Below are 24,833 nucleotides of genomic sequence, written 5' to 3' on the forward strand. Positions count from 1 at the left end.
ACGGCTTCCCGCCCCGCCAGAGTTCGGCGTCGGGATTCGTGCGAAACGTTCGTTTTTGAGCTTACGGGGAGAAACCGCGCGGGGGCGCCAGCTTGCTCGCTCCTACAGCAATCAGTCCGCCGTCCGCCGGTCCGCCAGCGCCTTCTCGCAGTCCGCGAGAACCTGCCGGACGAGCCGCGCTTGCGGATCGAGTTCGTCGGTGTCGAGAATTTCCTCGACGGCGTCGCGGGCCCAGTCGGTGTCGACGAAGCGCGCGTGCCGGCGGGCGATTTCCAGCGCGGTGGCCGACAGCTTGGCGATGGCGAGCCAGTCGGCCTCGCGCGCGCGCCGGTCGAGCCATTTGTGGGCGGCCTGCACGTGGAACGCCGCGTCGGGCCAGTCCTCGTTGAGGTAGTAAGCGCCGAGGCTGCCGCATGTGAGCCAGCACAACAGCTCCAGACGGTCCCGCGGACTCAGATGGTGGCGTACATCACTCATGGCGACGCTCGCTGCGGTAAATTGCTTTCCGGGGGAGGCGGCGTGCGGCCGTCCTCCGCATGGATTAACAATATCACGCAGAATTCATCAGCGGCAATTCCCGGGCGTACCCTGGCGCACGCGGGGCGGCGCTTTGTTCGGGCGCTGGTTTAACGGCGGCCCACTCGCCCCGTTGGCACAAAACCGGACACGAGCGCGAGGCGCGCGGCAAGCAAGCAGCAAGAGCCGGTAACGAGGCGCCCGGCAAGCAACGCGCCCAACCGCGCAGGCACCCGCCGCGCCCCAGCAGAAAATCCGCCAACGCGCTAACGTAACGGTTCCTTCCACCACCGCATCCACGCCCCATGCTGCAGATTCTCGGCAAACCTACCTCCATCAACGTGCGCAAGGTGCTGTGGACCTGCGCGGAACTCGGCCTCGCGTTCGAACGGGAAGATTGGGGCGCGGGGTTCCGTCCAACCAACGTCCCCGAATTTCTCGCGCTGAATCCGAACGCGATGGTTCCCGTCATCAGGGACGGCGACTTCGTTCTATGGGAGTCGAACTCGATCATCCGCTATCTCGCGGGGCGCTATGGCGGCGAGTGGCTTTATCCGGCCGACCCGCGCGAACGCGCGCGCTGCGACCAGTGGATCGACTGGCAGGCAAGCGAACTGAACCGCTCGTGGAGCTACGCGTTTCTCGCGCTCGTGCGGCAATCGCCGGCTCATCGCGATGCGCAGCAGATCGAGGCGTCGCGCGCGAACTGGGCGAAGCACATGGCAATCGTCGAAGGACAATTGCAGCGCACCGGCGCGTTCATCGCGGGCGACGCCTTCTCGCTCGCGGACATTCCGATCGCGCTATCGATCAACCGTTGGCTCGAAACCCCAATTGCACGCGACGATCTGCCCGCGGTCGACACTTATATGACGCGCCTTGCGTCGCGCGATGCGTATCGCGAGTACTGCCGCAACGGCACGCCGTAAGCGCGACAGCATCAGCGAGCGAGGGGGAGAAAAAGCAGAGGAGGAAGCAAACGAGACAAACAATGCGGGGCGCAACGGCCCCGCATTCTCAAAACGCGGCTAAAACCCGCAAAAACTCAGACCTGAACAAGCCGCGGAATCTGCACGTCGGGATTCACGTCGGCCTCATAGTCGACGCCCGCGATCTCGAAGCCGAACAACCGCAGGAAATCGGTCTTATAGCCGGCGAAATCCGTGAGTTCGTAGATCGTGTCGTTCGTCACCTGGCCCCACAGCGCTTCCACGCGTTGCTGCACTTCCGGGTCCAGTTCCTTGTAGTCCGCGCGCAAACGGCCTTCTTCGTCGATATGCGGCGCCGCGCCGTACAAGCTGTCCTTGTATAGGCCATAAACCTGCTCGATACAGCCTTCGTGCGTGCCTTTCTCCTTCATCACCTTGAAGAGCAGCGACAGATAGAGCGGCATCATCGGAATCGCGGAACTCGCCTGCGTGACGACCGCCTTCAGCACCGACACGCGCGCGTCGCCGCCTTTGGCCGCGAGCTTCGCGCGGATATCGAGCACCTTCTGATCGAGGTCCTTCTTGGCCGCGCCGATCGAGCCGTTCCAGTAAATGTCGTGCGTGATCTTCTCGCCGAGGTAGGTGAACGCGGTGGTCTTCGCGCCGTCCGCGAGCACGCCCGCTTCGAGCAGCGCGTCGATCCACATTTGCCAGTCTTCGCCGCCCATCACCGCGACCGTGTGGTCGATTTCGGTTTGCGTGGCGGGTTCGAGCACGGTTTCCTTGATCACTTCCTTGTCGGTATCGATGCCGCGCAGCGTGACTGCCTTGCCGACCGGCTTGAGCGTGGACGTGAACACCTCGCCGGTTTTCGGATGCGTGCGCTTGGGCGCGGCGAGGCTGTAGACCACGAGGTCGACCTGGCCGAGATCGCGCTTGATGACTTCGATGGTGCGCGCCTTCACTTCGTCGGAAAACGCGTCGCCGTTGATGCTCGTCGCGTAGAGGCCCTCGGCGGCGGCGAACTTCTCGAACGCCGCGCTGTTGTACCAGCCTGCCGTGCCGGCCTTCGATTCGCTGCCGCCGCGCTCGAAAAACACGCCGAGCGTGTCCGCGCCGCAGCCGAACGCCGCGCTGATGCGAGCGGCCAGTCCGTAGCCCGTGGATGCGCCGATCACGAGCACCTTCTTCGGGCCGTTCGCAATGGGACCGCGTGCCTTGACGTAGTCGATCTGTTCCTTGACGTTGGCCTCGCAGCCCGTCGGATGGGTGGTTACGCAGATGAAGCCACGCACGCGCGGTTTGATGATCATGAAGCACCTCTTGTCGGAATTGGCGACATTATAGTGGCCCGCGCGGCTGCTGGCGCGGCGCGCGGGATCGGCTGCGGGGAGCGGCAAACAGGCAGCGGACGAGCGGCACACGAGCGGCGAGCGAGCAACAAACGAGCGGCGAGCCGCGGCAAGAACCGGCAAAGCCGCCGAAAAGCATCGGCAAAGCAGCAACAAACGCACAACAAAGCTGCAACAAACCCGCAACAAAGCCACCGCCGTCCCACGGCTGCACGGGCAAAAATCAGCCCAACCCGCACATCTTGGTAGGATTCAGCCTTTTCCCGCAGACGGTAGCCAGCGTGAAGCGCCTTATTCCCCTGATTCTGGAGACACTCGACCGAGGTCTGACCCGCGTGAACCCGCTCGTGGCCGCGGCGCTGTGGCACCTGCGCCATCCGACGCGCCGCGGCGTGCTCAAGGCGTGCGCGGCGCTTCCGCTGCTGTTCGTGCTGTATGTGCTGGTCCTGATTCCGTTCACACCGGGCATCGGCGATATTCGCAAGGCGAAGATCGAGCAGCCGGCGCGCATTCTCTCCGCGGACGGCAAACTGCTCGCCGAGTTCAAGCCGTCCAACCGCGAGTGGGTCAAGCTGAAGGACATCTCGCCGAACGTGGTCAATGCGCTGATCGCTACCGAGGATCATCGCTTCTATCAGCATTTCGGGCTCGACTGGCGGCGCACGGCATCGGCCGCGCTGCATACGTTTTCCGGCGACCGGCAGGGCGGCTCGACCATCACGCAGCAACTCGCGCGCAATCTTTATCCCGACGAAATCGGCCGCGCGCCGACGCTCACGCGCAAGCTCAAGGAAGCGATCACGGCCTTCAAGATCGAGGCGCTCTATACGAAGGACGAGATCCTCGAAACCTACCTGAACACCGTGCCGTTTCTGTACAACGCGTACGGCATCGAGATGGCCGCGCGCACGTACTTCGACAAGTCGGCGTCGGAGCTGAACGTGCTCGAAAGCGCGACGCTCGCGGGCATGCTGAAGGGCAACAGCTATTACAACCCGGTGCTCAATCCGGAGCGCGCATTGCAGCGGCGCAATACGGTGCTCGCGCAGATGGTGAAGTTCGGCAAGCTCACGCCCGCCGCGTATCAGACGTTCAGTAAAAAGCCGTTGCGCATCGACTTCGAGCGGCAGACCGAGCCGCCCGGGCCCGCGCCGCATTTCGCGCAGCAACTGCGCAAATGGCTTGCGGCATGGGCCGACCGCAACGACTACAACCTTTACTCCGACGGCCTCGTGGTGCGCACCACGATCGATTCGCGTCTGCAGACGATGGCCACGCAGGCGGTCATTTTGCAGGGCAACCAGTTGCAGGGCATCGCGAATGCGGCGTGGGGCAGCCGTGCCGGTTGTTCGAACGGCAAGGATCTGCTCGCGACGTTCCTGCGCGAAACGCCCGACTATCGCGCCGCGAAAGACACGGGCCTCTCCGACGACGACGCGCTCAAGCGCGTGTCGGCGAACCGCGGCCTCGTGCAGTCGGTATGCGAATCGAAAACGCGCGTGCAGGCCGATTTTCTCGCGATGGACCCGCGCAACGGCCAGATCCGCGCGTGGGTCGGCAGCCGCGATTTCAGCCAGGACCCGTTCGATCACGTCCAGCAGGCACGGCGTCAGCCGGGCTCGACGTTCAAGCCGTTCGTCTACGCGGCGGCCTTCGAGGCGGGCGCGAAACCGTCTGATACCTTGCTCGATCAGCCCGTCGAAATTCAACTCGCGGGCGGCGAAGTCTGGCGTCCGGGCGACGAGGACGAACCGAGCGAGCGGCCCATCACGCTGCGCGACGGCCTTGCGTATTCGCGCAACCGCATCACCGCGCAACTGATGCAGACAGTCGGCCCGAACAAGGTGGCGCGGCTCGCCCGCGCGATGGGCGTGCGCGACAGTCCGCTCGAGGCGGTGCCGTCGCTCGCACTGGGCACGAGCCCGGTCACGCTGAAGGAAATGGTCTCGGCATACGGCACGATCGCCAACCTCGGCGGATACGTGGAGCCGGTGATGGTCACGCGCATCGAGGACCGCAACGGCGAGGTGCTGGCCGACTTCGCGCCGACGCCGCCGCAGCAGGAACTGTCCGCCGATGCGGCGCGCACGCTCGTCGACGTGATGCGCGACGTCGTCAATCGCGGCACCGGATCGGCGATACGCGGACGCTTCGGCGTGCGCGGCGACGTCGCCGGCAAGACCGGCACGACGCAGGGCAACGCGGACGGCTGGTTCATCCTGATCCATCCGCAACTCGTGGCCGGCGCGTGGGTCGGTTTCAACGACAGCCGCGTGACCTTGCGCAGCGATTACTGGGGGCAGGGGGCGCATAGCGCGCTGCCGATCGTCGGCGACTTTTTCCAGCGCGCGCAGCGCTCGAAGCTCGTCGACACGCGCGTCAAATTCGACACCGAGCACCAGCCTGGCTGGTTCGCCGAGCGTTCGGAGCGGTTGCGGGCGTGGTTCCAGCAACTGTTTCCGCCGACGGCGCCGACGATCAAGCCGGATGCGGCGGTGACTGCGCGGAATACGACGCGGCGCGCGCCGGTTGAGGTTGTTTCGTCGGAGGCGGGGGCGGCTGCGTCGGCTGCTGCTTCGGCAGCCGCGGCGGCGAGCGAAGACACGCGGGCGCTGCCGCCGTTGCTGACGGCGCCTGGCGCGGCTTCAGGTGCGGCGGTTCTGAATGAGCCGGTCCACGGCGAAGCGCGCGGCGCCGGCACAGCGGCGTCGGCACCGACGCCCACGCCCGACGACGTGATGCCGCCGGACGCGGTGAGCGTCGAAGGTCAGCCAAGCGGAGCAGGTGCGTCGGAGTGACTGTCGACGCAAGCCACGTGAGGCTCGCCTAATATTCCGCCACGCCTGGCCGCCCCGGCGCTTCCCGCTGCGCCCCGCCCGCCGACGTCTCCAGCGCCGTATCGTGATGCAGCAGCAGCGCGGCCGCCGCGCCGACGAGTCCCGCGCCTCCGAGGCACAGGAGGCCCGCGCCGAAGCCGCCGGTGCTGTCCTTGATCCAGCCCATCGCGTAAGGTCCGAAGAAGCCCGCGAGGTTGCCGAGCGAATTGATCGCGGCGATGCCGCCCGCCGCCGCGGCGCCCGAGAGGAACGCGGCCGGTAGCGTCCAGATAACGGGCAGGCAGCCGAAAATGCCGAAGCCGGCGATCGACAGCGCGATCATTTTTTGCACCGGATTATCGAGCCCCGCCGACGCCGCGATGCCAACCGCGGCCACCGTCAGCGCGAAAGCGACATGGCGTTTGCGTTCGAGCTTGCGGTCCGAATGACGTCCCCAATAGACCATGCTGATCACGCCGACGATATACGGCAACGACGTCACGAAGCCCGTCTGCAAGTTGGTCAAGCCGAACGACTTCACGATCTGCGGCAGGAAAAAGCTCAAGCCATAATTCGTTGCGTTTGCACCGAAGTAGATGAGCGCGATGGCAAGCACCCGCCGATTGAAAAGCGCTTCCTTCACGCTGAATGCATGCGCGGCCTCGCGATGTTCGCGCTCCTGCTTCTGACGCGCGACGAGCCATTCGCGTTCGTCGTCGGCAAGCCAGGTTGCGTCGGCCGGCTTGTCGGTCAGGTAGAACCAGACCGCGAACGCGAGCAGCAGCGCGGGCGCCGCTTCGATCAGATAAACCCATTGCCAGCCGGCGAGCCCGCCGAAGCCATCCATGGAAAGCAGGGCGCCTGAAATGGGCCCGCCTATCACCGTGGATAACGGAATCGCCGCCATGAAATAGCCGACCACGCGGCCGCGATAGGCGGCCGGAAACCACAATGTGAGCAGGAAAATGACGCCGGGAAAGAAGCCCGCTTCAGCCACGCCGAGCAGAACGCGCAAGCCGTAAAAAACATGCGCCGCCGAAAACCCCGTGTATTGCGCGATATGTGGGATATACGCCATCGCGCCGGCGAGCAGGCCCCACGTGAACATGATTCTCGCGATCCAGCGACGCGCGCCGAATTTCTCGAGCAGCAGGTTGGACGGCACTTCGAAAAAGAAGTACGCGATAAAGAAAATCCCCGCGCCGAAGCCGAATGCACTCGCGGAAAGCCCGAGCGCCTTGTTCATCTGCAGCGCGGCGAAGCCGACATTCACGCGGTCCAGATAGGCGATGAAATAGCAGACGATCAGGAACGGCACGAGCCGAACCGTCACACGTTTCATGGTACGTGCTTCGAGTTCCATCGATGTCTCCTCCAGTTCATTGTCCGGATGGTTCAGAAGATGCCGTTACAGACTAGTCGCTCGGCCACGTTTCGGGAAGTGCTTTAAACAGTCCGCGGGCGCCAATGCGTCGAGGCCGCAGGCAGTAAGCGCACGCGGATTGTTCGGGCGAAGGCAACAGTGTTTTCGACCCATGAGGCTGATCTCCAGCGGCAGATTCCGGATAATTCGATTCGCGGAAAAACCATCTAACCGATCCGCGACGACTCCGTCGGCGGATCACGCAACGATCAGCAAACTCAGGTACATCATGTTGAATAAGCTACGCGATTGGGCGCGCGTCGCTCTCGCAGCGCTCGCGACAGGCGGCGCGCTTGCCGGCTGCGCATCGTCGACGCATGTCGTCGCAACCGATAAACCCGGCACGTATACGGTCGCCGCGAGCGCGACGGGCGGGCGCATGGCATGGGCCCGCGCACACGGCGAGGCGCTGAACGAAGCGCGCGATTACTGCGAGCGCCTCGGCATGCAAAGCAGTGTCAAGGAAGAATCGGTGAGCGGGGTGGCGATGCTGACGACGCACGCGTCTTCTCTGAACTTCGAATGTCATCCGAAGTTCTAGAACGAAGCGCGTGCGGCAGGGGTGTTGCGCGGTTGGCGCTGCGGTTGCCGCTTATTTTGCGGCTTATTGGTAGCTTATTTCTTGTGGTCGAATGTGACGAGCTTGTTGTCGTTTGAGTCCGCCACGAAAATGGCGAGGAGGCGGGCCGGCTCCGTATCGCTCGCATTTTCGCTGACGGTGTGATGCGCGCCCGGCTTCTCGATCCAGTGCTCACCCGCATGGAACACCTGCGCTTCCTTGCCGTCGACGCCGCTGCGAATCGCGCCCGACAACACATACGCGACCACGAAAGCCTTTCCGTGCCGATGCGGCGACGACTTGCCGCCTGGCGCGTAATCGACCACCAGCGCAGTCATTTTTTTGCCGGGCACGTTGGCGATCGCTTCGGCGAAGGCGGGCGTGATGGTCTCCGCAGCGGCGGCGGCAGCGGCGGCGGCTTGGCCGGTTGAGTCGGCGGCAAGCGCGAGTTGTGAGCTGGCGAGCATGCCGAAACTGGCGAACGTTGCCGCGGCGATCAGGGTACGTAGTTTCATTGCGTCATCTCCGAGTCTGCGTCTTCATGTTGTGCGGCGTCTGCGTTATTCGCATGCGAAGCCGCGTTTGCCGAATTGGCCCAGCTAGCCGCCACCGCCGATAATTCGTCGCGTGCGCGTTCGAGCGCTTCGGCTCGTGCTTCCTGATTCGCGAACTGCAACGGCTGCGCGTCGACGAAAGCCGGCGCCGCGACGCCGAGAAATCCGAACGCGGCTTTGAGCGCGGGCGTGAGCGCGTCCATCGACGCGTACGGCGAGCCCGGCCGCAAGTCCGCGCCGCGGCTCGTGATGAACAGCACCTTCTTGCCCGCAAGCTGGCCGACGATGCGGCCGTCGTCGCCATGCTTATAGGTAACGCCGGCGCGCGAAATCGCGTCGACGAACGTCTTGAATGCGGACGGCATCGACCAGTTGTACATGGGCATCGCGAACACGAGCGCATCGGCGGCGAGCACGCGCTGGCAGAGCGCATCCGACACCGCGAGCCGCGCCTTCATGGCCGGCGTGCGCTCGTGCGGCGCCGCGTAGATTGCGATCGCGAACGCTTCGTCGACGTGCTGCGGCGTATCGACGGAGACATCGAGATAATCGACTTCCAAGTCCGGGTGCCCGGCGCGCAGACGTTCCACAAAAAAACGGCTCAACGCCCGCGAGTTCGAACGCTCGCGTTTCGCGCTGGCATCGACATGCATGAGCTTCATCGTCGGTTCCTTCAGGGTTGAATGGGTGATGTCAGATTAGTGCCTGGAGTGGCTTTGGGAAATGACCGGTTTTTGGGAAATTGAGGTGGCCAGTTGACGGCTGCGGGCGGACATTTCTAAAAAGCTACTACAACACAATTTGTTGATAATTTATCTTATGTCAAATCAACTATTCGACGGCGCGCACACTTCATCACCTCCGATCCACCAGGCACTGCGGTGCAGCGCTTCTAACCGTCGCGTATGATTGTTAGCCCATTCCGGCGACGTACCCTATCCCATCCGATGTTCGACCTTCAGACCAGCCACGCCACGCTGCGTATTTTCGATGCGGTAAGAGCTCTCGCTTTCATCGGCGATCTGAGCATGGGACAGCCGACCGATCATTCGTTGCGCACCGGTTGGCTGGCAGTACGGCTCGCACAAGCGGCCGGACTCGAGGCCTCGGCCTGCGACGCGGTCCGCGAGGTGTCGCTGCTACGTTGGTCGGGTTGCACGGCAAACGCGGCAGGGTTCGCAACAGTGTTCGGCGACGACATCGCGGTCCGGACCGCGATGCTCGAGAGCAGGCCCGGCATCGCGGAGACGATTGGCGGCGTCGGCGCCGCGATGATGCCTCTCGCGCAAACTCACTGCGAAGTATCCGGCGAGGTCGCGCGAATAATGGGGCTTTCGAGTGGGACCGAAACGGCGCTGCGCCACATTTTCGAAACCTGGGACGGCAGCGGCGTGCCCGCACAACTCGCCCGCGAGGCGGTGCCGATATCCGTACTCGTCGTCGCGCTTGCTGGCGACCTGGAGGTGTTCAGCCGCACATATGGAGTCGAAGCGGCGCTTGCGCTGATCGAACAACGCTCCGGCGCGCGGTATCCGGAGAGCCTCGTCGCAGTCGCGACGCGCCACGCCGGCAGTTGGCTGACGGAACTGGAGCGCCAGGCGCTGGATGATTTTGACGTCGTGCTCGCGACCGCCGATATGCAACGGACCACGTCGGCGGAATTGATCGCCGACATCATCGATCTGAAATTGCCGTGGATGACGGGCTTTTCACGTGCGGTCGCAGTGACGGCCGCCGAATGCTACGCACGATTCGCGTCGGATGACGCAGCAGGCGCGCTTGTCTATCGGGCTGGATTGATTCATGGCATCGGCAGGGCCGCCGTGCCGAATGAAGTGTGGAACCTACCTACTCGCTTGTCGCCGAGCGCCTGGGAAAAGGTGCGGCTCGTGCCCTACTGGACGGAACGCGCCGGCAAGCAAACCGGCTCGCTCGGCGAAGCCACCGTGCTTGCGTCCCATGCGTACGAGCGGCAAGACGGCTCGGGGTATTTTCGCGGCGTGCGCGACCCGGCATTGACGTTGGAGGCTCGTGTGCTGGCTGCGTCGGTGGCATGGGTTGCGTTGCGCTCGACGCGCCCGTGGCGCGCCGCGCTGACCGATGAGGCGGCCGCACACGTGCTGCAAGACGAGGCTGCCAATGGCCGGCTATGCCGCGAGGTGGTGGACGCGCTGGTGGCGGAACGGATCCCCGTCGCAAGGCGCGCGGCAAGAAGTGTGTCACATGGTCCGCGTCTGTCTGCGAGAGAGATCGACGTCCTGCGTGCGATCTCGCGAGGTGCGAGCAACAAGCAAGCCGCGCAGGAATTGACGATGAGTCCGAGCACGGTGCGCACCCACGTCGAGAGCGTGTTTCGCAAGCTCGAGTGTTCGACACGCGCGGCAGCAACACTCAAGGCGTCGACGATGGGCCTGATCTAGCTGCATGGCGTTGCCCTGCCCTCAGCGAGACGATCCGGCCAGCACAATGTCCGGGACGCCGCCCGCCTGGACCGTGAGATAGACGACATCCTCATTTGTCTCGTTCTTGACGTGGTGAACGGTGCCCGGATCAACCGAGTAAAATTCGCGCACCTCGGTGCTCTGAACCTGACCGTCGATATTCAACTCGACGGTCAAGACGCCCCGGATCACGAGAAACCGGTCACTGACATTCGTGTGGTGATGCCATTGCGTTTCACCGCCGGCTTGAACCGTCGTTTGCAGGATCGAGCACCCTTCCTCGCGCAATAGCGTCTTGTACTGCACCTTGCCGTTGGCAAGCGGAATATCGTTGTCATTCATTTCATTCTCCGATGCGAGTCAGTAGCGTGTTGTGTCGCCGCGGCTCCAACGGCATCATGGCAGCCGACTGATCGCTGAGGTATCGGTCGAATGACCGATACGCGCGAGCGTGCCTCTAAAGCACGTTTCCGTTCCAGTCGAAAGAAGCCGGAATAGCGAAATTCTGCGCGCCTGAAAACACCTTGACGCGAAGCGAAGCCGGTTTTCAAGCCCAGCGAGATACTCCGCTGTCCGAATCAATGTTAATCAGGCTTTGCATGTGTGTCGCAGTGACGAACCAGCGCCTCCCATCCCGCCATCGTCATCTCAGCGACGGCCTGGAGTTCTGCTCTTTCGGCGCCGTCCCGCGCCCGGATCGCCATACCGCTTTGTACTGTTTGCAGGAACCTCGCGAGTTTCGCTATATCCACGGACCCCGGCAACTCACCCTCGGCAACGGCCCTTTCCAGGCGCGACACGAGCACATCAAACGCTCCACCTCGCGCGGCCCGCATCAAGTCGCCGAGCTCGGCATGGCCGTCGCTTCCGACGCTCCCCAGTGTGACCATGCAGCCGTGCGGCAGACCGCAATCGGCCCCAGTCATCGCCACGGCTGAGTCCCACAGATAGGCGAACGCCGCTTCGCGTGCTGTGACCGCCTTGCGAAAGCTTCCCAGCACCAGATGCTCGTAGGTCTCCGAGTAAAACCGCATCGCTTCGGCATATAGCTCGTCTTTCGATCCGAAAGCGGCATAGAGGCTGGTCGGGCCGACGCCGAGCGCATTGGTCAGGTCTGCGATTGAGGTCGCCTCATAACCCTTGATCCAAAAAAGCCTCATGGCTTGCGCCAATGCAGCCTCGCGATCGAAAGCGCGTGGCCTGCCGCGGCCACGAAGTGGGCGTCCAACGGTGCTCGGAGATTTCTCTGATTTTTTTTGCATCGATCACTACACAAATATCTTGACTGTCCGTACCGCCGATTTTACCATTTGTGCATCGATCACTACATAAAAGGCGGACAATGAACAACAATCTAGTCGGAAAACGGGCATTGGTTACCGGCGGGTCCCGGGGCATCGGCGCCGCGATCGCACTTGCGCTTGCAGAAGAAGGCGCGGACGTTGCGCTAACGTTTCAGAACTCAGCCGGGCGCGCGCAGGCAGTCGTGGCGTCAATCGAGAAGCTAGGCCGCCGCGGTGTCGCGATCCAAGCCGACATTGCCGATCCGGCCGCCATCAGGCGATCGGTCGATGAGGCCGTTGGCGCGCTGGGTGGGCTCGACATTCTCGTCAACAACGCTGCCATCGCTCGCTACAACACGATCGCCGACTTCGACCTGGCGGACATCGACGCTCTCCTTGCGGTCAACGTCCGCGGTCCCATTCTCGCGACGCAGGCAGCCATCCCTCACCTCAAAGCGGGCGGTCGGATCATCACGATCGGCTCCGCCGGAGCTGATCGCATCGTGGGCGCAGCGGGAACGGTCTACTACATGACCAAGTCCGCACTACAGTCGTTGACACGCGGGCTGGCTCAGGAACTGGGCCCGAAAGACATCACTGCCAACCTCGTTCAACCGGGCTCGACCGATACCGAAATGAACCCGGCTAATGGCGAGAGCGCGGACTTCCAACGCAGCCTCGCGCCGCTCGGGCGCTTCGCCGCGCCGGCTGACATCGCTGCGGCCGTCACGTTTCTTGCGAGCCCGGCGGCAAGGCATGTCACTGGAACAATTCTCACGGTCGACGGGGGCTTGCTGACTTAGGTCGGTAATGCACGATTTTTCGGCGCTCCAAAATTGCCGAGTGCATACATCCCAACAATCCACCGGCGCCCACCAATCCAGAAAACAATTTGACGGCATCACCGGCTCGTATATGCTGGTTAACAGGCGATCGTGATACCGCCGTCGGAAAACACGTTCATCATGTTTTCCGACGCAGCGAATACACGATCATCCGACGCGCAGCTTCTGTCAATGCCCCGTGCGATCAAGGCAGCGTGTTCAATACGTTCAACGTCGCTAATCGAGTGTCATCGTGAGAGTCCGTGGCCCTTTGGTGAGATGGAACCGCAGTCACGCGAGTCGTCCGCGCGCTGACGGCGCCATCGCCAACGGCAGCAGCGGCAGCCTTGCGTTCCGCCGCTTCCTGTCCGTCTTCAAGATCGTCTTTACAATCATCTCCCGCCGTTCAGTTCGGCGTCACAACTCTATCTCCGCGCGCGCCTTCATCGCGGTGCGTACAGACGAAGTCGCGTCGCTGTTGCCCTAGCGCCTCCCTCCTTTTTGCCGTTCGATCCGTCCGTCTGCGTGAACGCGTTCGCCTGAATCGCGCGTTTGCTTGCGTGCGCCGTTGCCTGACGTCCATCCGTCGCGCACGCGTGCGCCCGCTCGCGCATCGCGGCGGGCGGCATCGAACGGCTCATCAGATCGTCACGCGCGGCGCGTTCCGTTGACGGCGACCGCCTGCCCTGCTCCGAAGCCTTGAAGCAGGCCGTGCGGCCGCGAACTCGCGCCCCGCCGTGTTTCGAAGAATGTCGCGCCGCATTTCGTGGCCGGATAAACACATCTATTCGTTATGCGAACTAAACCACTGGTTGCCATCAGCGCCGACAGAACGACGATAGGCATGCATCCATCACACGTGGCCGGCGAAAAATACATCGCAGCGATCGTGGATGGCTCGCGAGCGCTCGCCATGCTGCTGCCCGCGTTCGGCGAGCGTCAATCGGCGCAAGACGTACTGGCCACTGTCGACGGCCTCCTCTTCACCGGCAGCTATTCAAATGTCGAGCCGCAACGCTACGGCGGCGAGCCGCACGAACCGGACACGCTCTACGACGCGGCCCGCGACTCAACGACGCTGCCTTTGCTGCGCGCCGCAATGGAAGCCGGCGTGCCCGTACTCGCCATATGCCGAGGATTCCAGGAAATCAACGTGGCGTTCGGCGGAACGTTGCATCAAAGCGTGCATACGAGTGCGGGCTTTGCCGACCATCGCGAGAACAAAGCAGACAGCCTCGACGTGCAATACGCGCCCTCTCATTCTATTTCTCTCGCGCCAGGCGGCTTATTGCAGCGCCTCGCATGCGGCGCAAATGAAGCGCGCGTGAATTCATTGCACGGCCAGGGCATCGAGCGATTGGGCGCGGGCCTCGCGATTGAAGCCACCGCGCCGGACGGGCTGATCGAAGCGGTCAGCGTAAAAAACGCGCGTGCTTTCGCGCTTGGCGTGCAGTGGCACCCCGAGTGGAAGCATGCGAGCGACGCGCTCTCCACCGCGATTTTTCGTGCGTTCGGCGACGCGTGCCGCAACCGGCTACGCATGACGACGAGTTACGGCGCGTCATCCGTCGCCGCGAAGCAAGGCTAACAGTAGCGCTATAAAACCGAGAGAAAAATCATGCATGACATCGACGATTTTCTGAAGAAGCACCATGTGACTGAAATCGAAGCGATCATTCCCGACATGGCCGGCATCGCGCGCGGCAAGATCATTCCGCGCAGCAAGTTCGAATCCGGCGAGTCGATGCGCTTGCCGCAAGCGGTAATGATCCAGACCGTCACCGGCGATTATCCGGACGACGGCACGCTGACCGGCGTCACCGATCCGGACATGGTGTGCGTTCCGGACGCCACGACAATCCGAATGATTCCCTGGGCCGTCGATCCAACCGCTCAGGTGATTCACGACTGCGTGCACTTCGACGGCACGCCCGTTGCCATCTCGCCGCGCCGCGTGTTGCGCCGTGTGCTGGAGTTGTATCGCGCGAAAGGTTGGAAGCCCGTCATCGCGCCCGAACTCGAGTTCTATCTGGTCGACATGAACAAGGACCCGGACCTGCCCTTGCAACCGCCGATCGGCCGAACCGGACGTCCCGAGACCGGACGCCAGTCCTATTCGATAGAAGCGGTCAACGAGTTCGACCCGCTCTTCGAAGACATTTACGAGTACTGCGAGGTGCAGGAACTCGAAGTCGATACGCTGATTCACGAAGTGGGCGCCGCGCAAATGGAGATCAACTTCATGCATGGCGATCCGTTGAAACTCGCGGACAGCGTGTTCCTCTTCAAGCGCACGGTGCGTGAAGCCGCCTTGCGTCACAAGATGTACGCGACGTTCATGGCGAAGCCAATGGAAAGCGAGCCGGGGTCGGCGATGCATATGCACCAGAGCCTCGTCGATGAAGAAACCGGCCGCAATCTTTTCACCGCCGCGGACGGCAAGCCGACCTCGCTTTTCACGAGCTATATCGCCGGTTTGCAGAAATACACGCCGGCATTGATGCCGATTTTCGCGCCGTACATCAACTCGTATCGGCGGCTGTCGCGCTTCATGGCCGCGCCGATCAACGTCGCGTGGGGCTACGACAACCGCACAGTCGGCTTTCGTATTCCGCATTCCGGGCCCGCCGCGCGCCGCATAGAAAACCGCATTCCGGGCGTGGATTGCAACCCGTACCTCGCGATTGCGGCGACGCTCGCGGCCGGCTATCTGGGCATCACGCAAAGACTCGAAGCCACCGAGCCGCTGCTTAGCGACGGCTATGAATTGCCCTATCAATTGCCGCGCAATCTCGAAGAGGGTCTAACGTTGATGAGCGCATGCGAACCCATTGCCGAAGTACTCGGCGAAAAATTCGTGAAGGCCTACCTCGCATTGAAAGAGACCGAATACGAAGCGTTTTTCCGCGTGATCAGTTCGTGGGAACGCCGGCATTTGCTGCTGCACGTCTAACGCACACAAAGCCAACAAGCCAAACACTGGAGGCAACATGAGTTACCGGACAGAAGACATCGCTTACATGCAGCCGGCGCAATTCGCGGCGAACACGCCTGCCGCGCAGCAACGCACTACCGCCGATTTCCGCGCACTCGATGCCGCTCACCACATTCATCCGTTCTCTGATATGGGCGCGCTCAATCGCAGCGGCAGTCGCGTGATCGTGAAAGCGCACGGCGTGTATCTGTGGGATTCGGATGGCAACAAAATTATCGACGGCATGGCGGGTCTTTGGTGCGTCAACGTCGGATACGGGCGCAAGGAACTCGCGGATGCGGCCTATCGGCAGATGCAGGAACTGCCCTACTACAACACGTTCTTCAAGACCACGCACCCGCCGATAATCGAGTTGTCTGCCTTACTCGCCGAACTCGCGCCCGAGCCGTTCAATCACTTTTTCTACTGCAATAGCGGCTCGGAAGGCAACGATACGGTGCTGCGCATCGTTCATCAATACTGGGCCACGCAGCGCCGGCATTCGAAGAAGATCGTGATTGCGCGCAGAAACGGTTATCACGGCTCGACCATCGCAGGCGCGACGCTCGGCGGCATGGGTTATATGCATGAGCAGATGCCGTCGAAAGTCGAGAACATCGTGCATATCGATCAACCGTATTTCTTCGGCGAAGCAGAAAGCGGCCAGACGCCCGAGGAATTCGCGCTGGCTCGCGCGCAGCAACTCGAAGCAAAGATCCTCGAATTTGGCGCTGAAAACGTGGCCGCGTTTATCGGCGAGCCGTTCCAGGGCGCGGGCGGCGTGATCTTTCCCGCGTCGACTTATTGGCCGGAAATTCAGCGTATTTGCCGCAAATACGACGTGCTGCTAGTCGCGGACGAAGTGATCGGCGGATTCGGGCGCACCGGCGAATGGTTCGCTCATCAGCACTTTGGTTTCGAGCCCGATCTCATCACGCTCGCCAAGGGGCTCACGAGCGGCTATGTGCCGATGGGCGCCGTCGGTTTGCACGATCGCATCGCAACCGCGATTATCGACAACGGCGAGTTCAATCACGGCCTCACCTACTCCGGTCATCCCGTGGCCGCAGCCGTTGCGGTAGCGAACCTCAGGTTGCTGCGCGACGAGAACATTGTCGAGCGCGTGAAGACGGACACCGGTCCGTACTTCCAGAAAAAACTGCGTGAGACGTTCGCCAATCATCCGATTGTCGGCGACATTGCCGGCGCCGGACTCGTGGCCGGCTTGCAACTCGCGGAACAACCTGCATCGCGCAAACGCTTTGCGAATGGCGGCGATGTCGGCACGCTCTGCCGCGACTTCTGCTTCAACGGCAATCTGATCATGCGCGCAACCGGCGACCGCATGCTGCTGTCGCCGCCGCTCGTGATCAGCAGGGAGGAAATCGACGAGATCGTTGCGAAGGCGAAAAAGGCCGTCGATGCGACAGCACGGCAACTGGGCCTTTTATAACGGACTGCGGCTTCAGGCATGCGCGCATGCGTCAGGCACGCGCATGCCGCCGACGCTCACGCCGACGCCGACGCTGAAAACCGCGCGGCAACGGCGGTTCGTGACACTTCGCATTTTCCGCACCTTAACTTCGCGATTGACAGGTTTATCCGATACGGATACTGCCGCAGACTGGGCTCATCATCAACACGGACATTGTCCGAGAAAGGACCCGATCATGCGAAGCTATCCGCTTAACAGCAAAGAGGCAGCAGCGCGTATCGTCGCGCTTGCGCTCACTTCGGACGGCCATGTGTGCAGTTCGGAAGAACGCGCACTCGAGAAGCTCGACATAGCCGGCGAACTCGGCCTCGCGCCGGCGCAGTTCGCGCAGATCCTGCAGACGCTGTGCGAGGACCGCTCGATCGCGCAGCTATCGTCCGCGCCACCGATGGGCCGCCTGGACACCGCGCTGCTCGCCACGCTGATCGACGAAATAGACGATCCCGCGCTGCGCCGCAAGGTCATCCGCCTATGCGTCGCGGTGACGGTCGCTGACGACTATCTCGCGGACGGCGAAATCGCGCTGCTCGCCGCGGTGTTCGATGCGTGGGGACACCAACTGAAACCGGTCGCACGTCGCCACGGCTTTCCGTCGCATGTGATGCGCAACTACGAGCGCGCGCTCGCCATCACCTGAGAAGCCAGCGCATGATGCTGCCCGCGGCGCGAGCGGATTGCGTGAATCTCTTCGACCACGCCGTCCGCGCGGCCGAGCGGGCGCAAACCGCGCAGCAGCGACAACTCTTCCGCGCCCAGTTCGGCGAGCGGAAACACGCCGAGGCCGCGCGCGGCGAAGACGGCCATCAGCGCGCTGTCCTCGAACTCGCCGACGACGCGCGGCCGGATGCCGTGCGAATCGAACCAGCGATCGAGCCGCGCTCGCAACGCGGCGTGACGCGTGGGCAGTAGCACGGGCAAATCGGCAAGACAGTGCGGAAAACTCGCGCGCGCGGATTTGCGCACGATTTCCGCAGGACCGTACCAGTCGACGGGCGAGCCGACGAGCCGCTGACTCAGCACACGCAGATCGGAATTGTGCGGCGCCGGCTGGCAAGCGAGCACCAGATCGAGCCGATGCAGCGCGAGCTCGGACAGCAACTGCGCGGGCTCTCCCTCGTGACACAGCAGCCTGAGCGACGGCGTGCCGAGCACGGGCGCGAGAAGCGCATGCGCCGCGAGCTTTGAAATGCCATCGGACAGGCCGACCGCAAGGCGCGCGACGCCTTCGCCGCCCGCCTCTTGCATGTCGTCGAGCAGCGCCTCGCCGAGCTGAAAAATCTGCTCCGCGCGGCTGAACGCGGTCTCACCGGCTTCGGTCATCGCGACGCCGCGGCCGGCCGGTTTCAGCAATTGCCGCCCGATGGATTTTTCGAGTTCGCGCACCTGCGCGCTGATGGTCTGAACCGCCATATCGAGCCGCTCGGCTGCGCGCGCAAAGCCGCCCTCCTTCACGACGATCCAGAAATAGTACAGGTGACGGTAGTTGAGCATGGCACGGCCGATATAAATTAGCTTCGGAAAAACTGATATGTCGATCAGCTTAACACTGGTTTATCCGATCCACGCATTGGGCGATCATGATCGCTATCGCATCGCTATTCCACCGTTATTCAACCCCATTCGCCGACGAACTCATGGACACCCTGCTCACACTCGCTGCCGATCCCGCCGCATGGGTCGCGCTTCTCACGCTCGTCGTGATGGAGATCGTGCTCGGCATCGACAACCTGATCTTCATCTCGATCCTCAGCAACAAGCTGCCCGTGGCGCAGCGTGCGCGCACGCAGCGTCTCGGCATCATGCTCGCGCTCGTGCTGCGGCTCGGCCTGCTCGGCACGGTCGCATGGATCGCGCAACTGACCGCGCCCGCGATCACGCTGTTCGACCACGCGTTTTCATGGCGCGATTTGATTCTGCTTGGCGGCGGCCTGTTCCTCGTGTGGAAAGCGACGCGTGAAATGCACCATCACGTCGTGCACGCGCAGGCGGACCACGAAGACCGCAGCGCGGGCAGCACCGTTCAGTTGACCGTGGCGAGCGCCATCGGCCAGATCCTGCTGCTCGATATCGTGTTTTCAGTCGACAGCATCATCACGGCGGTCGGCATGACCGACCATTTGCCGATCATGTTCCTCGCGGTCATCAGCGCGGTCATGGCGATGCTGTTCGCGGCGCGCCCGCTGTCGCAATTCATCGACCGCAATCCGACCATCGTCACGCTCGCATTGAGCTTCCTGCTCGTGATCGGCATGACGCTGATTGCGGAAGGCTTTGGAACGCATGTGCCGAAGGCCTATATCTACGTGGCGATGGCTTTCTCCGCGTTCGTCGAGGCAGTGAACATGCTCGTGCGCCGCTCGAAGTCGAAGCGCGCTGCGGGCACCGCTCGATGAGCGTTTCCACCTCTCGTAACAAGGAGCGACACCATGAAATGCCCTGCTTGCAAAACGCCTGACCTGCTGATGACCGAGCGCCGCTCGATCGAAATCGACTACTGTCCCCAGTGCCGCGGCGTGTGGCTCGACCGCGGCGAGCTCGACAAGCTGATCGCGCAAGACGCCGCCGAAACAGCCGCGCCAGCCGCGCCAGCCCCGCCTGCCCACGCGCGCCCGAGCCACGACGACTATCGGGATCGCGATCGCGGGCATGTCTACGACGATCAACGCCGTTACGACGATCATCGATCGGGTTATCGGACGCACAAGAAAAAGCGCTCGATTTTCGACGTGTTCGACTTCGATTGAGCGCTTAAACCTGCGTCATACGCCTCGCGTGGCCCTGCTACTTCGCGCGCGCTTGCGGCCCGTCACCGCGCCGCGTCGCAATCGGCTCGGCCACGCTGAAGAGCAGCAGCAGACACAGCAGCGCCGTGCCGACCATATACAGAAACACGCTCGTCCAACTGAACTTGTCGAGCAGAATGCCGACGACAAGCGGAGCGCATGCGCCGCCAATCTGCCCGACACAGTTAACGATGCCGAAGGCCGTCGGATAAGTGGACTTGGTCGCGAGTCCCATCGGGTACGCGGAATAACCGGCGAAGCCGATGCCAAGCATCAGGCCCGCGAGCATCAGCGCGACGCCGAGATACGCGACGCTGTCCGGCGCGTCGATCAGCAGCAGCATCATCAGCATGGTGCCGAGCGCGCCGAGCATCATCATCGGCTTGCGGCGGCCGGCGAGCAGCCGGTCCGATATGACGCCGCCGAGCATGTTGCCGGCCACCGCGCCGATAAACGGCGCCGACGCGAGAAAGCCCATTTTTACCGACGCAAAACCCTTGACCGTGACGAGGTACGTCGGCATCCACGACATGAAAATATTGCCGATGCCGATCATGCAGCCATAGCCGATCGCGACGCCCAGAATATTCCACGATCCGAACACCTGGCGGATCGTCTCGAGTTGCGCGACAGGCCTGGTCCGATTGAACGCGTCGAGATACGGAATACGCGCGACTTCATTGCGGCGCGACGCGGTGGCGCCCCGGCCCTGGCGCGGGGTATCGTCGGCGATATAGCGCTGCTCGGCTTCCGAACAGAAGCGGTTTTCACTGGGCGAATTCGTGACGAGAACCATCCACACGACAGCAAGCACAAGGCCCGGCACCGCGAAAACATAAAAGATCTCGCGCCATCCCCACAACTGGATCACGACGATGCACACCGACGGCACGATCAGCGGCCCGAGCTTGGACGCGGCGATCCACAGGCCGGTGGCCGTGCCCTTCTCTTTCGCGGGAAACCAGCGGTTGATCACGTTCGTGCAGCCGATCCCCAACGGACCCTCGGATAACCCGAGACCGACGCGGTACGCCTGGAGCAGAAACACCGACGACGTCGTGCCCATCAGCCCGGTAAATACCGACGTGAGAATCATGAAGACCGAAAACAGAAAGCCCGTGGTCTTTTCACTGAGCCGCTTGTAAAGCAGGCCGACGGGTATCTGCACGAAGCCGTACGCAAACGAAAAGAGACTCACGATGAGTCCCGCCTGCGTGTTCGTGATGCCGTATTCCTTTTTCAGGTACGGCAGCGCAAAGCCGAAATTGGCGCGGTCCGCGCAGGCAATCGCCCAGATGCAGAAGATCAGCCCCATCACGATCCAGCGGTGGCCCGTGCGCTTTTGCGCAAGCGGCGCGGCTTTCGCATCCGCGACCACACTCTCCGCATTATTCATGGCGAGTCCCTCGCGAGCTTGCGTCGGGACGGGAATGCAATTGCGAGTGCAACGGCGGGTGCATCGGTAAAAAACCTGATGCAGCGAGAGGCGTCATGCAGCGGCATGTTTTCACGCTTTGTCTCCGATGTATTTAGAACTTATTAGCCGCTTCCCTTGAGGAAGCAGCCGAAGGAATGCTCCTTCCGATGCTTCGATTCTGCGGGCGGTGTCATGGGCCGTCCAATCTTTTCTCGCTATTAATTGATGCCTGGATTGAATCACCGGCGAGCGCGCCGTTACGCTTCGATCCGTGGATCAACTGATAGCGTTTTGGGATTGGACGCGATTCGTGAAAGGGCCCATCATCCGCCGACATCGCGACTGGATGCGTGCGCCGCTCGCCGCGCCGGCCGGATCGTCGACTACAACAAGGAGCGCCGCTTTGAAACCGAACATTCTGCAACTCAACCCCATTCTGATTCCCGCGATCAACGACACGCTCGCATCGCGCTACACGGTGCATCGCCTCTTCGAACAAAATGATAAGGATGCCTATATCAGTGAGCACGGCGCGTCGATCCTAGGCGTTATCACAGGCGGCCACACCGGCATTTCGAACGACCTGATCGAGCGCTTGCCCGCTCTGGAAGTGATCGCGGTCAACGGCGTGGGCACCGATGCAGTGGATCTGGCATTCGCGCGCTCCCGCGGCATTCCGGTGACAGCGACGTTCGGTGCGTTGACGGAAGATGTCGCCGACCTCGCGATTGGTCTGATGCTCGCGGTATGCCGCGAAATCTGCGCGGGCAACGAGTTCGTCAAATCGGGCAACTGGCAGAAGAATCCGCATCCGGGCGCGTTGCCGCTGTCGCGCCGCTTGAGCGGCAAGCGCGTCGGTATCGTCGGAATGGGCAAGGTTGGGCGTGCGATTGCGCAGCGCGCGAGCGCGTTCAACTGCCCGATCTCATACACGGATTTGCGCCGCATGGACGATGTGCCGCATCCGTTCGTCGCCGATCTGCTGTCGCTCGCGCGCGGTTGCGATTTTCTCGTGCTGGCCGCCGCCGCCGACAAGGCGCAAGGCATCGTCAATGCCGCCGTGCTCGATGCGCTCGGCAAGAACGGCTACCTGATCAATGTCGCGCGCGGCAAGCTCGTGGTGGAAAGCGACCTCGTGCAGGCGCTGCAAGGCGGCGTGATCGCGGGCGCGGGACTCGACGTGTTCGTCGACGAACCAAACGTGCCGCCCGCGCTCTTCGACATGGACCGCGTTGTTTTGCAGGCGCATCGCGCGAGCGCCACGGTCGAATCGCGCACCGCGATGGGCGAAATGGTGCTGGCAAGCCTCGAACAGGCGCTCGCCGGGCAGCGTCCCGAGGGCAGTCTCACGACGTGATGCAGCGACCTGACGCAGCGACGTGATGCAGCACCGGCCCGCGGCTCGCCGCGGCGTCCGGATCGGATGGGGAGCGCGCGCACCTATAATGAGCGTCGACTTCCCTTCCATGCCGATACAAGAATGCTCGATCTCGGACAAGTGCGTTGCTTCGTCGCCGCGGCGACAGAACTGAATTTCAGACGCGCTGCCGCGCTGCTGCACATGACCCAGCCGCCATTGAGCAGACAGATTCAACTGCTCGAGGACAACCTCGGCGTGAAGCTGTTCGAACGCATTGGCCGCACCGTCAAGCTGACCACCGAAGGCCGCGTGTTTCTCGCCGACGCGACGCGTCTGCTCAATCTTGCCGAGCAGGCCGAAAGCACCGTACGGCGCGCGAGCAAGGGCAAGACGGGGCGCGTGCGGCTCGGTTTCACTGGCGCGGCCGGTTATGAGCTGATTCCCGAGTTGCTGGTCGCCGCCGCCGACGTGCTGCCCGAGATCGACGTCGTACTGCTCGAACTCGTTTCCGCCGCGCAGATCGAAGCGTTCGCCGCGAATGCAATCGACCTCGGCTTTCTGCGTCCGTTGCAATCGAGGCAAAAGCTGGAGTTTCTTCTCGTCGACGAAGAGCCGTTGATCGTCGCGCTGCCGAGGCGCCACGCGTTGTGCCAGTTCGAGCGGATCGAACTGAAGCAACTCGACGAGCAGCCGTTCATCATGCATTCGCCCGCGCAAGGCAAGTACTTTCATGACCGCATCATGGGCATGCTCGCGGCCGAAGGCGTGAATCTGAACATCGCGCAATACATCGATCAGACGCCCACGATTCTGTCGCTGGTTCGCGCGGGACTCGGGCTCGCGATTCTGCCCGCGTCTGCGCAACGGTTTCATTACGACAATGTCGAGTTCCGGCATATCGCCGGCAACACGATTCACGCGGAAATGAGCATGGCCTGGCGCGCGGATCAGGACAATCCCGCCGTCACCGCATTCCGCCTGATGGCCGCGGAATATTTCGCGAATGTTGCGAATACGGCGAACGTCACTAACGCGAAGCAAGCCGCGCCGAACCCATAGCCGCTCTCGCACGATCAGGTATAGCGCTTGCGCGATGTTGCATCACTCCTTCCCCTTCCGTTACGGGACGAATGCGATGATCGTGCACCATCTCAACTGCATTTCGACCTGCCCGCTGGGCGGCCGCCTGATGGACGGACGCACGCGTTCGCTCGCCGAGCGCGGGTTGCTCACCTGCCACTGCCTGCTGGTCGAAACTTCCGCGGGGCTCGTGCTGGTCGACACCGGCTTCGGTCTGCGCGACGTCGCCGATCCGCGCTCGCGGATCAGCCGTTTCTTTCTCGGACTCGTGAGCCCGGATTTCCGCGAGGAAATGACCGCGATCCGGCAGATTCAGCGGCTCGGTTTCGATCCGCGCGACGTCACGCATATCGTGCTGAGCCATCTCGACTTCGATCATGCGGGCGGCCTCGACGACTTTCCGCACGCCACCGTGCACCTGTTGCGCGTCGAGCGCGATTACGCGTTCGAGCAAAGAACGTGGATGGACCGGCAGCGGTTTCGTCCGCAGCAGTGGTCGACGTCCGCGAAATGGCGCGTGTATCAGGCAAGCGAAGGCGAAACGTGGAATGGCTTTTCGCGCGTGCAGCAATTCGACGGACTGCCGCCCGAATTGCTCGTCGTGCCGTTGCGCGGGCACACGTTCGGTCATGCGGGCATCGCCGTCAATACGACGGGCGACCGGTGGCTGTTCAACGCGGCCGATGCTTATTTCCATCACGCCGAAATGCATGCAGAACCGCATTGCACGCCGGGGCTGCGCTTTTATCAGTGGATGCTCGAAAAAGATCGCGCGGCGCGCTTCGATAATCAAAGCCGGTTGCGCGAACTCGCATTGACGAGCCAGGCGGTGAGCGTGTTTTGCAGTCACGACGTGACCGAGTTCGAACGGCTCGCGAAGCGTCCCGCGAACATGCCGGCGCGCCGGGCCGTCGACACCACTGCCGCCCCGCACGCGGCGTGGTCGTCCGACAATCGCACGGCATAGCGCCGTCAACAAAAGAACAGACAACAACGAAGAAGCCGGCGCCCAGGCCACCGCGCCTGC

General features: G+C 62.7%; 24 protein-coding genes. 15 read left to right on the forward strand and 9 right to left on the reverse strand.

Features of this window, described 5'->3' with window-relative positions; all coding sequences use genetic code 11:
• Positions 1–111: 111 nt before the first annotated feature.
• Complete coding sequence (locus tag C8K18_RS13730) at positions 112–477, reverse strand: hypothetical protein (protein WP_006049025.1); 366 nt, start codon at positions 475–477, stop codon at positions 112–114.
• A gap of 344 nt (positions 478–821) precedes the next feature.
• Here C8K18_RS13730 and C8K18_RS13735 point away from each other — a divergent pair, with 344 nt between their 5' ends.
• Positions 822–1,445, forward strand: coding sequence for a glutathione S-transferase family protein (locus C8K18_RS13735; RefSeq protein WP_029968457.1), 624 nt, complete (start codon positions 822–824; stop codon positions 1,443–1,445).
• Positions 1,446–1,561: 116 nt separating this feature from the next.
• On the opposite strand, the gene fabV is transcribed toward C8K18_RS13735, so the two are convergent.
• Positions 1,562–2,758: an enoyl-ACP reductase FabV gene (gene fabV / locus C8K18_RS13740; RefSeq protein ID WP_006049027.1), complete on the reverse strand. Its 1,197-nt coding sequence runs from the start codon at positions 2,756–2,758 to the stop codon at positions 1,562–1,564.
• 320 nt (positions 2,759–3,078) lie between these two features.
• Between fabV and C8K18_RS13745 the strand changes: the two genes are divergently transcribed.
• Positions 3,079–5,595 carry a penicillin-binding protein 1A gene (locus C8K18_RS13745; RefSeq protein ID WP_107707770.1) on the forward strand — a complete coding sequence of 839 codons (2,517 nt, stop codon included), beginning with the start codon at positions 3,079–3,081 and terminating at the stop codon, positions 5,593–5,595.
• A 28-nt stretch (positions 5,596–5,623) separates the two neighbouring features.
• On the opposite strand, the gene C8K18_RS13750 is transcribed toward C8K18_RS13745, so the two are convergent.
• Positions 5,624–6,976 (reverse strand): MFS transporter, encoded by a 1,353-nt coding sequence (locus tag C8K18_RS13750; RefSeq protein ID WP_006049029.1) that lies wholly within the window; start codon positions 6,974–6,976, stop codon positions 5,624–5,626.
• A gap of 289 nt (positions 6,977–7,265) precedes the next feature.
• On the opposite strand from C8K18_RS13750, the gene C8K18_RS13755 reads away from it, so the two are divergent.
• Positions 7,266–7,577, forward strand: coding sequence for a hypothetical protein (locus tag C8K18_RS13755; RefSeq protein ID WP_006049030.1), 312 nt, complete (start codon positions 7,266–7,268; stop codon positions 7,575–7,577).
• A gap of 74 nt (positions 7,578–7,651) precedes the next feature.
• On the opposite strand, the gene C8K18_RS13760 is transcribed toward C8K18_RS13755, so the two are convergent.
• Both C8K18_RS13760 and C8K18_RS13765 read right to left on the reverse strand, forming a co-directional pair.
• Positions 7,652–8,110, reverse strand: coding sequence for a cupin domain-containing protein (locus C8K18_RS13760; RefSeq protein WP_107707771.1), 459 nt, complete (start codon positions 8,108–8,110; stop codon positions 7,652–7,654).
• On the reverse strand, positions 8,107–8,811 hold the full coding sequence (locus tag C8K18_RS13765) for an FMN-dependent NADH-azoreductase (RefSeq protein ID WP_107707772.1): 705 nt from the start codon (positions 8,809–8,811) through the stop codon (positions 8,107–8,109). Before C8K18_RS13765 ends, C8K18_RS13760 begins: the two co-directional genes overlap by 4 nt.
• 285 nt (positions 8,812–9,096) lie before the next feature.
• Between C8K18_RS13765 and C8K18_RS13770 the strand changes: the two genes are divergently transcribed.
• Positions 9,097–10,569 carry an HD domain-containing phosphohydrolase gene (locus C8K18_RS13770; protein ID WP_107707773.1) on the forward strand — a complete coding sequence of 491 codons (1,473 nt, stop codon included), beginning with the start codon at positions 9,097–9,099 and terminating at the stop codon, positions 10,567–10,569.
• A gap of 21 nt (positions 10,570–10,590) precedes the next feature.
• On the opposite strand, the gene C8K18_RS13775 is transcribed toward C8K18_RS13770, so the two are convergent.
• Positions 10,591–10,932: a cupin domain-containing protein gene (locus tag C8K18_RS13775; RefSeq protein ID WP_006049034.1), complete on the reverse strand. Its 342-nt coding sequence runs from the start codon at positions 10,930–10,932 to the stop codon at positions 10,591–10,593.
• 242 nt (positions 10,933–11,174) lie between these two features.
• Positions 11,175–11,852, reverse strand: coding sequence for a TetR/AcrR family transcriptional regulator (locus C8K18_RS13780; RefSeq protein ID WP_107707774.1), 678 nt, complete (start codon positions 11,850–11,852; stop codon positions 11,175–11,177).
• An 80-nt stretch (positions 11,853–11,932) separates the two neighbouring features.
• On the opposite strand from C8K18_RS13780, the gene C8K18_RS13785 reads away from it, so the two are divergent.
• From C8K18_RS13785 to C8K18_RS13810, 6 genes are all read left to right on the forward strand, one after another.
• Positions 11,933–12,676 carry an SDR family NAD(P)-dependent oxidoreductase gene (locus C8K18_RS13785; protein WP_107707775.1) on the forward strand — a complete coding sequence of 248 codons (744 nt, stop codon included), beginning with the start codon at positions 11,933–11,935 and terminating at the stop codon, positions 12,674–12,676.
• Positions 12,677–12,950: 274 nt separating this feature from the next.
• Positions 12,951–13,184, forward strand: a complete 234-nt coding sequence (locus C8K18_RS33690; protein WP_244230926.1) for a hypothetical protein — start codon at positions 12,951–12,953, stop codon at positions 13,182–13,184.
• Between the two features lie 306 nt (positions 13,185–13,490).
• A complete protein-coding gene (locus C8K18_RS13795) occupies positions 13,491–14,285 on the forward strand; it encodes a gamma-glutamyl-gamma-aminobutyrate hydrolase family protein (protein WP_029968477.1) in 795 nt (264 codons plus the stop codon).
• Positions 14,286–14,315: 30 nt separating this feature from the next.
• The gene (locus C8K18_RS13800) at positions 14,316–15,650 is read left to right on the forward strand and encodes a glutamine synthetase family protein (protein WP_029968479.1); all 1,335 of its coding nucleotides are present in this window, start codon (positions 14,316–14,318) and stop codon (positions 15,648–15,650) included.
• Positions 15,651–15,687: 37 nt separating this feature from the next.
• A complete protein-coding gene (locus C8K18_RS13805) occupies positions 15,688–17,124 on the forward strand; it encodes an aspartate aminotransferase family protein (RefSeq protein ID WP_107707776.1) in 1,437 nt (478 codons plus the stop codon).
• Between the two features lie 217 nt (positions 17,125–17,341).
• Positions 17,342–17,803, forward strand: a complete 462-nt coding sequence (locus C8K18_RS13810) for a hypothetical protein (protein WP_107707777.1) — start codon at positions 17,342–17,344, stop codon at positions 17,801–17,803.
• Here the strand turns inward: C8K18_RS13810 and C8K18_RS13815 are convergent.
• Positions 17,776–18,657: a LysR family transcriptional regulator gene (locus C8K18_RS13815; RefSeq protein WP_006049042.1), complete on the reverse strand. Its 882-nt coding sequence runs from the start codon at positions 18,655–18,657 to the stop codon at positions 17,776–17,778. The genes C8K18_RS13810 and C8K18_RS13815 overlap by 28 nt on opposite strands.
• Before the next feature lie 143 nt (positions 18,658–18,800).
• Between C8K18_RS13815 and C8K18_RS13820 the strand changes: the two genes are divergently transcribed.
• Both C8K18_RS13820 and C8K18_RS13825 read left to right on the forward strand, forming a co-directional pair.
• Entirely contained in the window at positions 18,801–19,559 is a 759-nt protein-coding gene (locus C8K18_RS13820; protein WP_044020922.1) for a TerC family protein, read from the forward strand.
• A 33-nt stretch (positions 19,560–19,592) separates the two neighbouring features.
• Positions 19,593–19,910: a zf-TFIIB domain-containing protein gene (locus tag C8K18_RS13825; protein ID WP_107707778.1), complete on the forward strand. Its 318-nt coding sequence runs from the start codon at positions 19,593–19,595 to the stop codon at positions 19,908–19,910.
• Positions 19,911–19,947: 37 nt separating this feature from the next.
• Here C8K18_RS13825 and C8K18_RS13830 read toward each other — a convergent pair whose 3' ends face one another.
• Positions 19,948–21,345 carry an MFS transporter gene (locus C8K18_RS13830; RefSeq protein ID WP_107707779.1) on the reverse strand — a complete coding sequence of 466 codons (1,398 nt, stop codon included), beginning with the start codon at positions 21,343–21,345 and terminating at the stop codon, positions 19,948–19,950.
• Positions 21,346–21,769: 424 nt separating this feature from the next.
• Here C8K18_RS13830 and C8K18_RS13835 point away from each other — a divergent pair, with 424 nt between their 5' ends.
• The 3 genes from C8K18_RS13835 to C8K18_RS13845 all read left to right on the forward strand — a co-directional run bounded on the left by C8K18_RS13835 (position 21,770) and on the right by C8K18_RS13845 (position 24,773).
• Positions 21,770–22,723 (forward strand): 2-hydroxyacid dehydrogenase, encoded by a 954-nt coding sequence (locus tag C8K18_RS13835; RefSeq protein WP_107707780.1) that lies wholly within the window; start codon positions 21,770–21,772, stop codon positions 22,721–22,723.
• A gap of 123 nt (positions 22,724–22,846) precedes the next feature.
• Positions 22,847–23,785: a LysR family transcriptional regulator gene (locus C8K18_RS13840; protein WP_107707781.1), complete on the forward strand. Its 939-nt coding sequence runs from the start codon at positions 22,847–22,849 to the stop codon at positions 23,783–23,785.
• A gap of 76 nt (positions 23,786–23,861) precedes the next feature.
• Positions 23,862–24,773 (forward strand): MBL fold metallo-hydrolase, encoded by a 912-nt coding sequence (locus C8K18_RS13845; RefSeq protein ID WP_107707782.1) that lies wholly within the window; start codon positions 23,862–23,864, stop codon positions 24,771–24,773.
• Positions 24,774–24,833 lie beyond the last annotated feature (60 nt).

The sequence above is a fragment of the Paraburkholderia sp. GV068 genome, from assembly GCF_003058125.1.
Taxonomy (GTDB): Bacteria; Pseudomonadota; Gammaproteobacteria; order Burkholderiales; family Burkholderiaceae; genus Paraburkholderia; species Paraburkholderia graminis.

Excerpts from the sequence above, each read along its gene's own strand:
- C8K18_RS13770 (WP_107707773.1), top strand. The coding sequence starts at position 9,097 with ATGTTCGACCTTCAGACCAGCCACGCCACGCTGCGTATTTTCGATGCG.
- C8K18_RS13785 (WP_107707775.1), top strand. The coding sequence starts at position 11,933 with ATGAACAACAATCTAGTCGGAAAACGGGCATTGGTTACCGGCGGGTCC.
- C8K18_RS13825 (WP_107707778.1), top strand. The coding sequence starts at position 19,593 with ATGAAATGCCCTGCTTGCAAAACGCCTGACCTGCTGATGACCGAGCGC.
- C8K18_RS13845 (WP_107707782.1), top strand. The coding sequence starts at position 23,862 with ATGATCGTGCACCATCTCAACTGCATTTCGACCTGCCCGCTGGGCGGC.
- C8K18_RS13755 (WP_006049030.1), top strand. The coding sequence starts at position 7,266 with ATGTTGAATAAGCTACGCGATTGGGCGCGCGTCGCTCTCGCAGCGCTC.
- C8K18_RS13815 (WP_006049042.1), bottom strand. The coding sequence starts at position 18,657 with ATGCTCAACTACCGTCACCTGTACTATTTCTGGATCGTCGTGAAGGAG.
- C8K18_RS13795 (WP_029968477.1), top strand. The coding sequence starts at position 13,491 with ATGCGAACTAAACCACTGGTTGCCATCAGCGCCGACAGAACGACGATA.
- C8K18_RS13750 (WP_006049029.1), bottom strand. The coding sequence starts at position 6,976 with ATGGAACTCGAAGCACGTACCATGAAACGTGTGACGGTTCGGCTCGTG.
- C8K18_RS13765 (WP_107707772.1), bottom strand. The coding sequence starts at position 8,811 with ATGAAGCTCATGCATGTCGATGCCAGCGCGAAACGCGAGCGTTCGAAC.
- C8K18_RS13830 (WP_107707779.1), bottom strand. The coding sequence starts at position 21,345 with ATGAATAATGCGGAGAGTGTGGTCGCGGATGCGAAAGCCGCGCCGCTT.
- C8K18_RS13840 (WP_107707781.1), top strand. The coding sequence starts at position 22,847 with ATGCTCGATCTCGGACAAGTGCGTTGCTTCGTCGCCGCGGCGACAGAA.
- C8K18_RS13810 (WP_107707777.1), top strand. The coding sequence starts at position 17,342 with ATGCGAAGCTATCCGCTTAACAGCAAAGAGGCAGCAGCGCGTATCGTC.
- C8K18_RS13775 (WP_006049034.1), bottom strand. The coding sequence starts at position 10,932 with ATGAATGACAACGATATTCCGCTTGCCAACGGCAAGGTGCAGTACAAG.
- C8K18_RS13820 (WP_044020922.1), top strand. The coding sequence starts at position 18,801 with ATGGACACCCTGCTCACACTCGCTGCCGATCCCGCCGCATGGGTCGCG.
- C8K18_RS13805 (WP_107707776.1), top strand. The coding sequence starts at position 15,688 with ATGAGTTACCGGACAGAAGACATCGCTTACATGCAGCCGGCGCAATTC.
- C8K18_RS13735 (WP_029968457.1), top strand. The coding sequence starts at position 822 with ATGCTGCAGATTCTCGGCAAACCTACCTCCATCAACGTGCGCAAGGTG.
- C8K18_RS13760 (WP_107707771.1), bottom strand. The coding sequence starts at position 8,110 with ATGAAACTACGTACCCTGATCGCCGCGGCAACGTTCGCCAGTTTCGGC.
- C8K18_RS13780 (WP_107707774.1), bottom strand. The coding sequence starts at position 11,852 with ATGCAAAAAAAATCAGAGAAATCTCCGAGCACCGTTGGACGCCCACTT.
- C8K18_RS13800 (WP_029968479.1), top strand. The coding sequence starts at position 14,316 with ATGCATGACATCGACGATTTTCTGAAGAAGCACCATGTGACTGAAATC.
- C8K18_RS13730 (WP_006049025.1), bottom strand. The coding sequence starts at position 477 with ATGAGTGATGTACGCCACCATCTGAGTCCGCGGGACCGTCTGGAGCTG.
- fabV (WP_006049027.1), bottom strand. The coding sequence starts at position 2,758 with ATGATCATCAAACCGCGCGTGCGTGGCTTCATCTGCGTAACCACCCAT.